The sequence below is a fragment of the Photobacterium alginatilyticum genome (assembly GCF_009910675.1).
Classification (GTDB): domain Bacteria; phylum Pseudomonadota; class Gammaproteobacteria; order Enterobacterales; family Vibrionaceae; genus Photobacterium; species Photobacterium alginatilyticum.
Window position 1 is genome coordinate 61,344 of record NZ_RSEJ01000009.1, and the last position, 15,944, is coordinate 77,287.

Here is a 15,944-nt window from a genome sequence, read left to right on the forward strand (position 1 = left end):
CTTGTAATAGCGGCGGAGGAACTTCCAGTGAAACCGAACAAGCCGTTAGTGGTATCAGCACCCCTTCGACAGTCAGTGTCGTTAACTAACAATAATAATAAAAAGGACTTGATATGAACAAGATATCTTTAGCAGCGGCGATCACCAGCGCCCTCTTTTCAGCTTCCACTACTGCTAATTTCAGCGACACGGGCACTGACTACTCAAACACCATTGCTGACAGCTATGTCGGAGAGCAAGCCGCCGAGCCGCTTAATATGGCTAACATGCTGCTATGTATCATGAAAGCTACCGGTGCCGAGCATTTTGCCAATGCCGATTACCGGGCTTTGGTCGACTCAGCACAGTGTGAGCAACGCCAGGATGACTCCAGCTCACAGGCCGCCAGTAAAATTTCCTACTCGGAAGTTGTAGTTAGCTCCAAGCGTGCCAACAGCAACAGCCCTCAGGAAGTTGAAGTATGGTTCCAGGACTCTGAAGAGCAAGATGGACAATACATTATCAACACCACGGTTTCGGCAGCCCCTGGCCCGAACAGCCCTTTTGGTGAGCTACAGTTTACCTTTAAACATGCGACAGGTGGCGACAAAGGTGACCTGAACATTAGTGTTCAGAACGGTCAGAACGTCATCAGCCTGATCAATACCTTCGAGGAAGGTAGTAACACCATTGAACAAGCTGCCATCGTACAAATTGACGATGCTCAGGGCAACAGCGGACGCGGCAAGACTCAAGGAATTGACTGGAGTCAGAGCCCGCCGGTACCTGTTGAATACAAACTGGCGTACAACGAAAACTTCTACTTTAAGCAAGTAGGCAGTAACCCGGAAGTTTGCCTAAGCCGCAACAACCCACGCGAAAACGTTCATAGCTATTCGCTGTTTAATCTTGCCACTGGTGCCCTGCTGGATATTAAAGCTGGATTCAATTTCGAATATATTTCCAATATCAATGGCCAGCCCCAGCACGGCTTTATCGGTGAATGGGGACTATGGACAGAAGAAGAACACCAGCCAGGCTATGTGTCTCCTACCACAATTACTGATGAAAACGGTGTTAGCTACAACGTAGTTACAGCACCTGGCAAACTCGTTCGCCAGACAAAAGGACAACGCGATCTAAAAGACGGGGAGGCTTTCGAATATTGGACCGGCAGCAATTCAGTAACCGTCTACTGGGTTGAGAGTGCGAGTCAGTTCCAGGCTGACAATGGCTCAGGCAGCCCGGACGGTGTTGACGCCGGTATTACGCAAAATACTTACTTCTGGTCACCTCTACTGCGCCAAAACGTCAATTACCTAGGTAACGGCAGTGGCACACACCGAGTCGCTTACACAACCAGTGAAACTGTCCGCGCTAATGATGCCATCTTTAACAGCGGCTCGATTGGTTTAACCTGTTACGGCAGCTGTCCTCAAAGCAACATCAGCATGAATGATGCTATTAACTGGACCTTCACTCAGGCCTACGAAGACCCCTCTTCAACAGGCATCGCCTATACCATCGATCCGGCGGATATGACACTTAAACTGTCAGGACAGCCTGTTAAACTGAACTTTACCCGTGCAGATCTTAGCAATGACCAAGACTTCTGGGGCGCGTCAAGCGGCGAATTTGTCCTTAGCTCTGATGCAAGTTCGGTAACCAGCTGGGATGATCTTAATGGACAGAGCGTAGTTACCTATCGCTGGGAAATGGGGCTAGACAGCTGGAGCCAGCTAACCATGCTGCAAAATCAGACTGACCAGAGCTTCTATGAGTTTGATAAAGCTATCAACTTTATTTATACCCACACCACAGCAAATGATCGCAATGGTGAATCCAGCAATAACAACACCCAGGTCATGCTTGAGTACCACGGTCCGGGTAATTTACATGGCATTCCATGGAATCAGACTAATGGCCAGTGGGACGCACAATTCAGCATTACTGACGGTACTGAAGTTTATAGCGACAACAACGGTAACCGTTACGTCCTGAAGGCTACCGGTATCGACAAACGCTTCTTGCCGGCAGCTGGTGGGGCCGCTGACTGTACTAACTCAGGGTTGGATCTAACCGGCGCATCGCTGCTGACACTACCAGCGGCAGCAAATATACCCACTATCAGTACCACCTGGCAGGATAAAGACAACCTGACAGTTGCTGACGAGCCTTGGGTCGTCCATGGTGAAATCCAGTCAGCAGCCAATAAGTAATATACGCTTGTAAATCAACAGCCGATAACTTGATGGCCAAGAATCATGTTTGCTTCCCTATGAAGGCAACCTGATTCTTGGCCTCTTTTTATTATTGAAATAGAAAAATTTGGAGAATAAAGCTAATAATTAATCCTATGCTAGAAGACACTTTTTCCAAGACTATGGGCTTCTACGTAGGAGAAAAATATGATTCATAATCTGATTCTGCTACTGATGGCACCGGTATTCATTGTTCAGGGCCGTTATGTTCGCAAGGTAACCCCAAAACTGGAAGAGGCTTCCGGCCCGCGAAGCGGTAGTGCCGGACAAGGAAGAGTACTTCGTTTGTTACTGGTCGGCGACTCGGCTGCCGCCGGTGTCGGTGCCGAGGATCAATCTCAGGCACTGTCAGGTAATGTGATCAATCAGCTAAGCAGTCATTTCAAACTAGAATGGCAGCTTCATGCCAAGTCAGGATCCACGACGAGAGACACCCGCTCCAGCCTGTCAGATCATCCCAGACAAGCCTATGATATTGTGATTGTCTCGCTCGGCGTCAACGACGTCACCAAGCCTTTGAGTTCGATTCGATGGCTACACCAGCAAAAAGCCCTTGTCACGCAAATCCGCAACCATTTTTCTTGCCGCCAGATCATACTGACTAAGATCCCTCCGATGGAACAATTTCCGGCCTTGCCCCACCCCTTGCGTTGGTATCTAGGAAGCAAAGCCAAGGCATTTAACCGTCAACTTACCCGTTGGACTGCCACGCAGAGCGATTGCGAATTAATCGACCTCAACTACCGCCTCAAGCCTGAGCAGATGGCTATCGACGGCTTTCACCCCGGCCCCGAAATATACCAGTTCTGGGGAGCGACAATCGCCGAGGTGATTAAGGCACGCTGGAGTTCAGATTGACTCAGTTCCCTGCCGACCTATAGTTAATAGGTAACTATACCCAAGGCGCGAAGGAGGCAGGAAAGATGCCCTCTCACATCTCATATTCCAAATTGGAAAGAACATATACACCAAATTTTAGGAATAAAATTAATACAGCCAGAAGTACAAATGATGTTTATGATGTCTTCTGCCACACTGTTGCATCTATGTTCAACGACATAACCGACTCCAAAAAATTCAGAGACAGCGATATTGATTTCTATCCTGAAAGAGAGTGTCATTATGAGCTCGGCACCAAACTGAAACGCGAACCGAGTGTTGTTGAATGTTTGCACACGTCAGATATGGGCAGAATACTCGATAATATGGCTCAAACGGCTACTAATCGCCATACCCACCTGATGAAACACCCAGAGAAGACCAACTCTAAGATAATGCGTCATTAACAGATGTCGAATCGCCACCCGCGCTGGTGACGATTCGCTATAATGCCTACATCCCCTTCAGAACCAACCTCGACAAACATAGCGTTAACACTTTTTAGAGTATTCTCTCAGTTTTTTATGCATGGTTCTTCTACCATATGCACAAGCGACACATGTTGTTAGGAGTTTACTATGGATCAAAGTCACTTCGTTGATGCTATTCAAAACAAAAAAATGGTGCGTCTAACGTTTATCTCGAAAGAAAATGGCCAGAAACTGATAAGAACCTGTGCGCCAATGGACTTTGGTCCAAGACGGTTGGCACAAAACCAGTCTGATCGTTATCACCTATGGGATTTTGAAAGTGACCACCGCCACCATATTCTTTCTTTACTCCCTGAGCGCATTGTCGACATGGAGATTTTAGGTGATGAATTTTCACCAGATGAATTTGTTTCCTGGCCGACAAACTGGTTCGTCAAACGCGACTGGGGTAAATATAGTTAGTCGCCCACTTACCCGTAGACGATTCAATACAACGGAAAGGTGAAGTGTTAGCCTCACCTTTCTGGGCTATTATGCCTATGCTGCTTTTTGAGCCTGTAGAAAATACAAACTCACTCGCAATATCCCATTCCGAATTTCCCCCTTGCTTATCACTAATGTGATAAGCGCTTGAAGTATAAAACAATACCAAGAGTTTCATTATTAAAAAGTGTCTTAGGCGCTAATGATTACTGCATGCCACCTCGATGCTTGCAACATAGGGAGGAGGCTTCGCTGAGTGATATGGGTAAACAGCGACTTTATCTAACATTCTAAGGATACTTTGATAGGAACTTTATTATGCAAAAATCGTTGATGGCAACGGCAATACTGTTAAGTATTAGTGCTGCCGGTCAAGCCTATGCAGTCAATTGTTCGCAACTCACGGTCTGGGAACAAGGAACGGCTTATAACACCGGTACACAAGTTCAGAGCAAAAATATAGCTTATAAGGCTAACTGGTGGAATATCGGCAATGATCCGGCAAACCATTCGGGACCGTGGCAAGAGTGGACCAATCTTGGTCAGTGCGACACAAACCCCGGCAATCAACTCCCCATTGTGACCCTCACCTCCCCTCTGGCCAATGCACAATTTACCGAAAAAGATATTGTAATATTGACCGCGACTGCCAGTGATACTGACGGTACTGTCGACAGCGTCGAATTCTTGCTGGGAACACAATCACTTGGCATCATTTCCGCTCCCCCGTATACGCTAAACTGGAAGTCGGAAGTCGGTAATCATCAGATCAAAGCAATCGTGACGGATAATCAAGGGGCAACCAACAGTGACACGGTTACTATTACGGTTGTCACTGCCACCGGCAACCTACCGCCTTCAATTGACCTAATCAACCCTACAGCATCGTCACAAATCGTTGCCGGCAACAGTATTACCCTCACAGCAAACGCAACTGATGACAAAGGACCAGTCGCTAAAGTTGATTTCTACATTGATGACCAAATTATTGGGACGGACACGAGTGCCCCTTATGAATACCTATGGACCGCACAAGCAGGTACCCGTAGTTTCAAGGCCAAAGCAACCGATATAGATAATGCCTATACATTCAGTGAAATTGTTACGGTTGCTGTCAGCGATGGAAACACGGGGGGAGGATGCGCCGGTATACCCGCCTATATTGCAGGCAAGGCGTACCTAGTCGGCAATATCGTCCAGCATAATAACCACAAATATCACTGTGATGTAGCAGGCTGGTGTTCGTCAGATTCGGCTTGGGCCTATGAGCCGGGTAAAGGCCAGTACTGGGCTGATGCTTGGACTGATCTGGGTATCTGTGCCATTGTGCCTGAAGTCAGTATAACCTCGCCCGCCGATAACAGTACGGTATTGGCAGGAAGTACCGTTACCATCAATGCCCAGGCAACAGATGCAGACGGCACAATTAGCCAAGTTCAGTTCTATGCAGGCAACCAAAGCATCGGTACGGATACCACAGCCCCCTTCTCCGCCAACTGGCAAGCCGCGGGACTTGGTGATGTCGCGATTAAAGCAGTCGCCACCGATAACGAAGGGAATAGCGGGGAGTCTTCTGTTCTTGTAAGCATCAGCGACCAAGCTCTTGTTACCAGCCTGACCTCTCCGGCCAGTGGGACGACTGTCAGCTTAGGCCAGGCCTTTAATTTCGCGGCTACTGCGGAATCCCTCAATGGTTCCGTACAAAAGGTGGATTTCCAGGTCAACGGCACCATCGTCGCTACTGATACAACGGCACCCTATACAACCAGCTGGACTGCCGGCTCTGCAGGTAGCTATAACGTCATGGCCATAGCAACCGATACACACGGCGCGACGGCCATCTCTGCTACAGCCAGCGTCAAGGTTATCGAACAATCAGCCACTAAGCACAAGCTCATTGGCTATTGGCACAACTTCGTCAATGGTGCCGGCTGCCCAATGCGCCTTCGAGACATTTCTCCGGCGTGGGATGTGATTGATATAGCCTTTGCAGACAATGACCGAAACAGCGACGGTACCGTACACTTCAACCTTTATGCCGGTGACATCCACAGCACCTGCCCGGCACTAAGTCCCGAACACTTCAAACAAGATGTCCGCGACTTGCGAGCTCAGGGCAAAGTCATTGTTCTGTCTCTTGGCGGCGCCGAAGGCACCATTACGCTCAACACAGATGCGGATGAAGTCAATTTCGTCAACAGTCTCAGCCAGATCATTAAAGAATGGGGCTTTGACGGCTTGGATATCGACCTGGAAAGTGGTTCCAACCTGCTGCACGGCACCCAAATTCAGGCGCGTCTACCACGAGCGCTAAAGCAGATTGAGGCCAATACAGGCGGAAACATGTATCTCACCATGGCTCCGGAACACCCTTATGTTCAGGGTGGGATGATTGCCTACTCAGGTATCTGGGGAGCCTATATTCCGGTTATCGATCAACTCAGAGACATGCTGAACCTGTTACATGTTCAGCTATACAACAATGGTGGATTAGCTAATCCGTATATGCCGGGCGCAGCACCTGAAGGTTCGGTTGATATGATGGTCGCGTCGGCAAAAATGCTCGTCGAAGGGTTCGAGCTTGCCGACGGCACTATGTTCCAGCCTCTCCGCGATGATCAGGTTGCCATTGGTCTGCCTTCCGGTCCAAGTTCAGCGAATTCAGGACAGGCTCCGATACAAAATATCGTCAGTGCGCTTGACTGTTTAACACGAGGAACTGGTTGCGGAACGGTTATCCCTACTAAGCTGTATCCAAACTTCGGTGGTGTGATGACATGGTCAATCAACTGGGACAAGCACGACGGATATAACTTCTCTGGCCCTGTGGGTGACAAACTCAAGACGATGAACGGGAAATAGAAAACCTGTAACAATGAGCATGAAGCTCAGGGCAGCCATGCCCTGGGCTTCTTTTCTTTCATCATTTACTGCATCAGATAGGTCAGTGTCTCTTTCTGGAGACGAAGTTTCTCACTCTCCGAAATAAAACTGGCTTCGATGGCATTTAATGTAAATTGTGCAAGTTCTTCTTTGCTCATTGGATGCGCGTTGGCAACAGCCAAAAAGTTAGCATTCATATAGCCGCCAAAATAGGCTGGGTCATCTGAGTTCAAAGTGACGCACACGCCGCGGCGAAGCAGTTCGACAACATTGTGCTGCTCCATATCCTCAAAGACTTTGAGCTTGGTATTAGATAACGGGCACACCGTCAGCGGTACCTTGCCCTCAATTAGCCTGCCCACCAACGCTTCGTCTTCCACACAACGTACACCATGATCTATGCGTGCAGTTCGCAGTAATACTAAAGCATCATCAATATTTTTAGCCGGCCCTTCTTCGCCGGCATGGGCCACCGTCAGGAAGCCTTCGGTCAATGCCTTTTGAAATACATTTTCAAACTTTTTCGGTGGATGCCCCAGCTCGGATGAATCAAGTCCAACGGCAATTATTTTATCCTTATGTAACAATGCCTGCTCCAGCGTTTCAAAAGCCGACGCCTCGTCAAGATGACGCAAGAAACACATGATCAGCTGACTGGTGATCCCCAGTTCATGCTGAGCCTGAACAAGCGCACGGTGGATCCCGCAAATGACAATATCGAAGTCAATGCCCCGGCTGGTATGTGTTTGGGGGTCAAAAAATATCTCAGTGTGCAGTACATTATCTTCCTTGCAGCGAAGAAGATAAGCCCAGGTTAAATCGAAAAAGTCCTGCTCATGAATCAGTACGTTCGCACCCTGATAGTAGATATCGAGAAAAGACTGTAAGTTATGAAACTCATAGGCATCACGCACTTCTTGAGGCGTATTATACGGAATTGCTACCTGATTACGTTTAGCAAGCTCAAACATAAGCTCAGGTTCAAGCGAGCCTTCAATATGAAGGTGAAGTTCAACTTTGGGTAAACCACAAATAAATTCTTTCATATCATGCTCCCCACACCCTATTAATGGGGTTATACGAAGTTGTGTTGATAAACACCTAGACAGTAAGTTCTTCTATAACAACAATTTTTAGTTTTTCACAGCTTTACCGATCTTGCAAATGACAAATGCATTAATTGCACTCCTGCTCAAGTATCTACGTACTTCATTATCACTCATCGGCAAAGTAAAACATCACACTTCCCAAATTCTACGAGACCATTAGCCAGTGCAGCTTAGCTTCATAGGTATATCAACCATTCCGTTACGTTCTCGAATACCATCAATTCTTTCAAAACCAAACTTGAGATACACACCTTCCGCATTCAACGCAGAATTAACGGTATGATTAGATCACTTATCGCTTCGGCATCCGATTTATCTGCTTTTCGTATTTTCATTACTTTCCATCTTTCTTAATTAGCTTTACTATTTCTTGCAGTCGAACATTGGCGATTAATTCTATAGTGTCCACACTCGCCTGCTTCACTTGAAAGTATCCACCTTGTTGCGAAAGCTGAGTCACTTCAAGTTCCTGAAGAGATAACTGCTCGAACCAATACGGACCTAACGAACACTGTGCTGAACCTGTGGCTAAATCTTCATTAATACCAATGCTCGGCGCGAAGTACCTGAGTACGTAGCCATTATTTCCATTTCGTGCGGTTAGAATCGTTGCATGAAAATCGTTAATAGAGCTTATCTTGTCAAAATCCGGCTGATAACGACGAACCTGCTCCACATGTTCAAGCACAATAACCAAATCCCTCGTACTAAAGACATCGATAGCTTCCAAACCCAGCATATCAGCATGTTTCGCTAACCCTGAACAACGAGCTTCCTTCCAGCCCGGCATCGTCATCGTAAATGCATCACTGCTTTTTGTGACAGTTACCGTTCCATGCTTGCTAAAGAGGGTAACAACAGGCGCATGGTCAGGTATCATTTCAAAAATAGCGGCGGCTGCCGCTAAACTACCGTGACCGCATAAGTTAATTTCAATCTCTTTAGCAAACCAGCGTATTTCATAGCCTTCATTTGCTTCGACAATAAATGATGTAACGGGCTGTTCTAACTTTCCAGAAAGGGCTTGCAAAATATCGAGTGGCACCCACGCTTCAAGCTTTACAACGGCAGCAGGATTGCCGCAAGCTGTATTTCCTGTAAACACGTTCAGAATATAGGCATCAATAATATGTTCCTCTTGGGTAATTAACTTGGCTGGGAGTAATATTTAACATAGCAAATATGTGGCTCTGGCAGTTCATTTCAATCACAATTTCAACAATGTATATAACAAATATCCCCCTATAATCAACAAGATCATAGAGGGATATATTTCTTTTTTAGCTGTGACTAGTCTTTACTTATTTGCTTGAAAATAAGGCTCGTCAATTCACCCTCTCCTTCAGCAGGGGCTGGGTTTGCCCACTCACCGGATGTATCTATCCAGAAAGTTTTTACTGAGAAGTATTCACCATCTGTTTCAACGATGGACATTTTTTCCGTGGAACCTGCATAATCCTGATGGGTTATAGACAGCAGTAGCTGACCATCGTCAATTTGCCAGTCAAACCCAAATTCTCCGTCTTCGGCATCCACAAAAGCCCCTTTATTGTTTGGATCAAAGCGTAGCCGCTCATCCTCTTTATAAATAGGTTCTCCCTGTTCATTTGTGCCTTCAGTATTGAGCAGTGCCCATATTGAAGACTTGTCATTTTTACCAACCAACATATCTTCAGTGAACTTCAGGGTTTGATCATCTGTTCTTACCCGACAGCTTTCAGTGGCGGCATAATAATCGTCAATAACGTTAAAGGCTGAAGGTTGGTCAAGCTCACTGTTCCACGGACTGTTTCCTTCATTGCATTCAGTGATCTTGTTACCTTCGTATTCACGGAAAACAAGGCTCCATACCTCTTTGACCCACTGACCATCATCTTGATAGACATCGTAGACAACGAAGCTGCTTTGATCATCCGAGTACAGCAAGTTAGCCAGTATCATGTACTCTTCAGGGTTTGCGGTATCCCAAGTAATTTTGAGATACCCATCATCAGTTCGTTCCCAACGACGCGTTGAACTTTCACGATTTTCACCAGCACGGTAATAGGCAACTGAATTATCGGCGTTAAACTGATACGCCCGAGTATCACCGTCGCCACGTACACGAACAAACTTGATATTGGCTATTTCAGCTGCATCTTCTTCTGTTATGACGTGATGTCCGCCACATGATTGTATCGCAGTGGTAAAATCAGCCATTGTTGCGTTTGAGGTTGCTAGATCGACCTTACAGCTACGAACGGTATAGTCTTCTGGGCGGTTATATGTAAAGCCCGATGACCAAACCTCTTTCAAGTCTTGCCCGTCTTCATTCCACTCACTATAGAGTTTGAAACTAATACGGGTATCATCCTTGCTGACATAAGCAAAATAGTCTAAATCGCCGTTACCGTAATCAATGACAACAATCCCTTCTGAGTTTATTGCCCAGGTAAATTGACCATTCGGGTAACCGTTTTTAAAGTACTGGCCAGTTCCGTCAGCATTAAGCACCCAATGACGGAGTTCACCACGGCTATTCGTCCGATAAAATGCTTTACCTCCAATATCAGATACCGTCATAGCTTCATATTGGCAGCTAGTTGCACTGGCAACAAACTCCTGATAACTATGGCTCGTAGCCGGTACATCATTGACGTCATCCCATTCGGTATCGCCTTCTGTACAAACAGTATACTCTTTGACCCCCACCCCTAGTTCTAGTGCCCGAGCAGTTGCCTGCGCCTGATCAAGATAGAACTCGCCAAGCCAGCTGGTCCAGCTATAACTATTACCACCTTCGTTGGTATTGAAGCTGTCAATATCGACCATCATCCGCCAATAAGCGTTATACCAGTCCCATGGAGAATCAGAGACAGGAACCGATATTACAACTGTGCCTACCCCGTTATCATTAACCAGCCAGCCATCCTTAATACCATTATCGCTCAGCGTAATGCTCAGCAATTGATAGCTCCCATCATCGCTGCCGGTAATTGCCGAGTTATTCGTGATAAAGTGCCAAACCACAGGCTGGCCACTGTCATCAATTCGGAATGACGGTGTTAGAACCTTGCCATCATAGTTACTCAGCCCGGGAATTTGCTCCGGTGTTATTTGGGCTAACTCATAGTTAGCTGCTCGAAGGGCTTCAACCTGACCCGATAAATCGACAATGTTCTGGCTTCCCCACTCAGCAAAGCGATGGCCAAGCCACATCCCATTGTCCAGGCGCTGGAAAATTTTATAGTCCTGCCCCATATCGTCACTTAATACGGTAAAGTTTTCCCTGTCTTGGCCAAAGTAGCTGTCGTCTAGTGCAAAACTCGCCCAACTGGATGATTCGACTTTTTCACTATCGCTAACGTCACGGGTTTGCGTTGTGTATTGACTAAATAACACCCCATCCGGGTTATCGTCATCTGTCCGCTTCTGGTGACGCCCGTCTGTTTCATCAAGCAAGAAGCGCTTGCCGGACAGAAGAACTGTCTTAAGCCCGTCCTGCCAACTGACTTGCCGATTAACTTCATACCACTGCGGTCCAAGTTCTCCCGCTTTGCCCTGAACATAGGTATAGTGGGAATACTCTTCAAAATCAGCATTATGGGGATTTGACCATACCGGACGCTGATAGGCGAAGGTGTAGTTCTGCGCATCAACATCAGTAAGCTGAAAACTGACATTAACCAGGCCATCAGCATTCCAGTCTCGCAGCTCTTCGAAGCCAGTAAGCAGCCCGCCACTGAAAGTCGCAATCATCTGATACTGATATTCAGGAAGGTATTCTTCAGCGTCAAAGTCAAAACCACTAGCTGAATATTGCTTAATGTCTTGGGTGTTCTTTTCGCTACTCTCACCTTGTTCGTTGGTTTGAGTAATGTGCTGTATGACATCAACCCCTGTAAGATCTTTAGCTGCTATTTGCGCGACAAGATCAAGGTTGTCAAACTGGCGAGAGTCTGCCCCATTGTCTCCCCCTTCAGGTTGAGCGCTCGATTCATCGATATATCGCCAGAAGGTTTCACCCTGCGAGGTGCGGCTTCCCTGCTCAAAAGCTTTCCCTCTGAATCCCACGATACCATCGAGGTTAAAATCATATTCCCAACCCCGTGTTCGTACAAAGTCACCGGCTGGAGACAAGTCACTAACTTCTTCTTCTTTTCCGAAATAGCGGTTACTGCCTACCATAGAGTACGTTGTAGTCTTGGTTGTACTGATGTTTCCGCTATTAAACGTCTCTACTACAGTGGTGGTACTGGTGTTCAGTTCACGCACGTCACTGAGCAAGGAGATCAATACCGGACCAGAATTATTGATAGTGGTCGTTGTATCGGCAACCGACTTTTCAGCGTTATCAGGATAGCTGTCCCTATTATCACCGACATTGTCACCGTCTGAGTCAAGCCATTCTGTGCTATCTTCCGGGAACCTGTCAGCTAGATTATCACCATAACCATCGCCGTCACTGTCCGCCCATTCAGTACTGTCTTCAGGGAATTTATCGGCAGCATTATCACCATAATTGTCACCGTCGCTATCCGCCCATTCGGTACTATCTTCGGGGAACACATCGGCAAAATTATCACCATGGCCATCACCGTCAGTATCAGCCCACTCTGTAGGGTCATCAGGGAATTTATCGGCAGCATTATCACCGTAATTATCACCGTCGGCATCTGCCCACTCGGTACTGTCTTGCGGGAACTTGTCAGCTAAATTGTCGCCGTGACCGTCACCGTCGGTGTCAGCCCACTCGGTACCGTCCTCGGGGAATTTATCTTCAGAATCAGCGACACCGTCTTTATCTTTGTCAGATTCAACATTCTTATTTTCGTTGACTATACGATCAAAGTCATAATCATCACTAACCTCATCCCCGCGGTCACTCTTCAGTGCCGTGCCCACTTCATCTCCACTATTCATGACATCGGCAAGGGTAGCGACGAGGTTATTTTCATTCAATGCATCTTCATTATTGGGTAATACGCCTGCTGATACGATCGACTTCGCTGATTGCTGCACGAGCTTAACTGCGACGGTATCAATTTGCGGGTTGTTGTCACCATAATCCTCCGTAAGCAATTCCGCTTCAATGCCAAGCATACTGGCAACGTCTTCTACCGCCTGCTCGACTGGTATTCCTTCGCTACGTACTTTCATATCAACCATTGTCGTCAAGGGACTAACCACTTCACTCCCCGCTGGTGCCGACATAATGAAGTCTTTCGTAACCGTAACGCCAGGGTTGTCTTCATCGACTGTTTCACCAGTAACGGCTTTTACAACAATGGGATACTGCTCTGGGTTATCGATCCCAGTGACATCCAACTCTGCCAACCCTTTGTCGCCGCTTTTTACATTCGGTTCATTGGCATCAAGCTGATAGTCTCTATCGAGGTCTAGCCAGACCGTTGCTTTATTGAGATAGCCATCAATCGCTGTCACGCTCATGGTCGTCTGGGGTTGCGGGTTAGGCTGAGGCGTTTCAGCAGCTGTGTTGTTGCTGCTGTCATCGTTACAGCCCGCTAGCATCAATAGGGTCCCCAGCCCTACTGCGATAGCAAGAGGATGTTGTTTCATCATACGGTTCCTTGTATCTCTTCTACGAAAAGACATCCCAGCGTCAATTGCTGGCTCAGGATGCCCCATCTTCACCTGGTTCATCTCTGTTCTTGAGCTGGGTAAATCTCACTTACTGACGGTTATAGAACTTAGGATGACGATCAGCATCACCCGTTCGGGGGACAAATTACGGCTTGAAGAAAAGAAGGAGCAAAGTATTGATCTCGAACATGATTGTGTTGTCAGGGACACAAGCCAAGTTTGATTCCGAACTCGATGATCATTATTTAAATTGGGACGTGATAGAGCAATGGGATACTAGTTTGAATAAAAGAGATAAGGCTACCTGGCTCGGAATTTCTATTAGAATCAGCATTTAGATTTCTACTGATATGCCCAAGCTACCTTTTAACGCTAATTAAAGGCGATTAGGAATTGAAATACCTCCGATAAAAAAACAGTCACCTATAGTTGGTGACTGTTATTCTTAAAAATATAGATTGACTCTTAATCAGGTGACTTTCTCATTCAGTAACGCTAATTACTTAGGCAACAAACCTTTACCTGCTAGCAGCGAAAAAACTCGAGCTGCTTGCGCTGCTGCTCTGCCAAACGTGACAGCTCCTCACTTGCACTAGCACTTTGTGTAATTCCAACCACGTTCAGATTCACCAGCTCGGACATGTTGACAACGTTCTGGTTGATATTTTGTGTTACCTGAGACTGTTGTTCTGCAGCTGTCGCTACTTCAGTATTCATATCACCAATCATATCAATTGCATCAGTAATGCCGCCCAGCACTTCATTTGCCACACCATTAAGCTCTTCGGCTTGCTGGAGCATCTTCAGCGACTCTTGCATGCCTTCATTGGCACCAGTGGATTGATGCTGAAGATCTTCTATAATTGCCTGAATCTCGCGCGTCGAATCCTGAGTCCGTGCGGCAAGCATTCTCACCTCATCAGCAACAACCGCAAACCCGCGACCGGACTCACCGGCACGCGCAGCCTCGATAGCAGCATTCAGCGCCAGCAGGTTGGTCTGCTCAGAAATAGACTGAATAACTTCTATGACTTTGCTCACTTCTTCAGACTGTTCACGTAAATGCGTCACAACCTGCGCAGCTTCAGTCATCTTCACCATGGTTTCACGACTTGCCTGTTCGCTCTGGGCGAAGACACTCAGTCCCTCGTTAACCATCTTATGACTCTGCTTGGAGCATGTATCAGCTTCGGAAGCATTTCCGCTGACATTCTCAGCGGTACTGGAAAGCTCATTTACGGCCGAAGCAACCTGTTCAATTTCACTTAGCTCGCTCTGAGCATTATTTTGTGCAGATACCATCACTTCGGCCAGCTCAGTTGAAGCTGAAGCTACCTCATGGCTAATTCGGTTCAGGGAGTCAATAGTTTCATTTAATTTACCAAGCGTTAAGTTAAGATCATGACTCAACTGAGTGATCTCGTTATCGCCAAGCTCTTCAGTACGAACTGACAAATCCCCTTGCGCAACGCGTTTTAGCGCACCACATACCGATATAATCGGATTAACAATCAGTCCCGACAAGTACCACGCAATCATCAAGCCAACACCAACGATAACGGCCATAACAACCATTACCCCCTGCATCATCTGACGGTAGTCTGACTCAACAGATTTCAGTTCGACTTTGACATCTTCCTCAATTGCAGTGGCCAGCTGGTCAATCGCCTCAATCAGCTCGCTTCCCACATTACGGAAACGAGATGCTAGCTTCTCTTCGTCGCTAATCGTTACTGTCCCTGCGTTCTTCAGTGCGACAAATGGTTTTAAATCACGATCAATAAAATCCTGATAAGCCTGCATCTTATTACGGATAGTACTGATATAGCTGCTTAAGTACTCATTCTGACTTAGCTGATCAAGCAAACGATTATTATTACTAAAGCCCATTCTCACAGCACTGTCTAGATTAGCTAATACCGTTTGATCATAAAGACTATAAATAGCACTGACCCGCACCTGATAGGTATTTTTCAGAACGTCTTGAGCAATACTCTTTTCAGAAAGAGCGCTAAAGGTTACCTTGTTAGATAACGCCCGCTGCTGACGAGACTCTTTGGTTACGACAACAAAAGCAATCAGCATGATCAGACAGATCATGACTACAGGTAACAGAACCTGCTTTCGTACGGATATGTTATTGATATTAAACAGCATGCACTAGCCTATAAAGCCTTGTTTGTATTTCAAAATGCGTTCGAATTTAGCACGGAAAAGAACAAAAATATTGATTTTTATCAACATGTTATAGCGCCCCAAGCCGTCAATATAATGACCAGCCCCCTATGTTTTTTTGACACCCATTTATTTATTTAAATATCAATAATTTATAAATT

The 15,944-nt window shown here is 46.5% G+C and carries 8 protein-coding genes and 1 pseudogene; 4 read left to right on the top strand and 5 right to left on the bottom strand.

The genetic code is table 11. The annotated features are described in order from the left end of the window. Positions 1-113: 113 nt before the first annotated feature. From EIZ48_RS10365 to EIZ48_RS10380, 4 genes are all read left to right on the top strand, one after another. On the top strand, positions 114-2,198 hold the full coding sequence (locus tag EIZ48_RS10365) for a hypothetical protein (RefSeq protein ID WP_160650680.1): 2,085 nt from the start codon (positions 114-116) through the stop codon (positions 2,196-2,198). Positions 2,199-2,387: 189 nt separating this feature from the next. After that, complete coding sequence (locus tag EIZ48_RS10370; RefSeq protein WP_160650681.1) at positions 2,388-3,098, top strand: SGNH/GDSL hydrolase family protein; 711 nt, start codon at positions 2,388-2,390, stop codon at positions 3,096-3,098. Positions 3,099-3,697: 599 nt separating this feature from the next. Further along, positions 3,698-4,012, top strand: a complete 315-nt coding sequence (locus EIZ48_RS10375) for a hypothetical protein (RefSeq protein WP_160650682.1) — start codon at positions 3,698-3,700, stop codon at positions 4,010-4,012. Between the two features lie 339 nt (positions 4,013-4,351). Next, positions 4,352-6,895 (top strand): Ig-like domain-containing protein, encoded by a 2,544-nt coding sequence (locus EIZ48_RS10380; RefSeq protein ID WP_160650683.1) that lies wholly within the window; start codon positions 4,352-4,354, stop codon positions 6,893-6,895. A gap of 65 nt (positions 6,896-6,960) precedes the next feature. On the opposite strand, the gene EIZ48_RS10385 is transcribed toward EIZ48_RS10380, so the two are convergent. The 5 genes and pseudogenes from EIZ48_RS10385 to EIZ48_RS10405 form a co-directional block, all read right to left on the bottom strand. Next, positions 6,961-7,962: an adenosine deaminase gene (locus tag EIZ48_RS10385; RefSeq protein ID WP_160650684.1), complete on the bottom strand. Its 1,002-nt coding sequence runs from the start codon at positions 7,960-7,962 to the stop codon at positions 6,961-6,963. Between the two features lie 219 nt (positions 7,963-8,181). Further along, a pseudogene (locus EIZ48_RS29700) lies at positions 8,182-8,292 on the bottom strand (GNAT family N-acetyltransferase); the annotation flags it as partial. Between the two features lie 67 nt (positions 8,293-8,359). Continuing rightward, entirely contained in the window at positions 8,360-9,130 is a 771-nt protein-coding gene (locus EIZ48_RS10395; protein ID WP_338046912.1) for a PhzF family phenazine biosynthesis protein, read from the bottom strand. Positions 9,131-9,315: 185 nt separating this feature from the next. Beyond that, positions 9,316-13,587 (bottom strand): hypothetical protein, encoded by a 4,272-nt coding sequence (locus EIZ48_RS10400; RefSeq protein ID WP_160650687.1) that lies wholly within the window; start codon positions 13,585-13,587, stop codon positions 9,316-9,318. 546 nt (positions 13,588-14,133) lie between these two features. Continuing rightward, the gene (locus EIZ48_RS10405; RefSeq protein ID WP_160650689.1) at positions 14,134-15,765 is read right to left on the bottom strand and encodes a methyl-accepting chemotaxis protein; all 1,632 of its coding nucleotides are present in this window, start codon (positions 15,763-15,765) and stop codon (positions 14,134-14,136) included. Between the last annotated feature and the right edge of the window lie 179 nt (positions 15,766-15,944).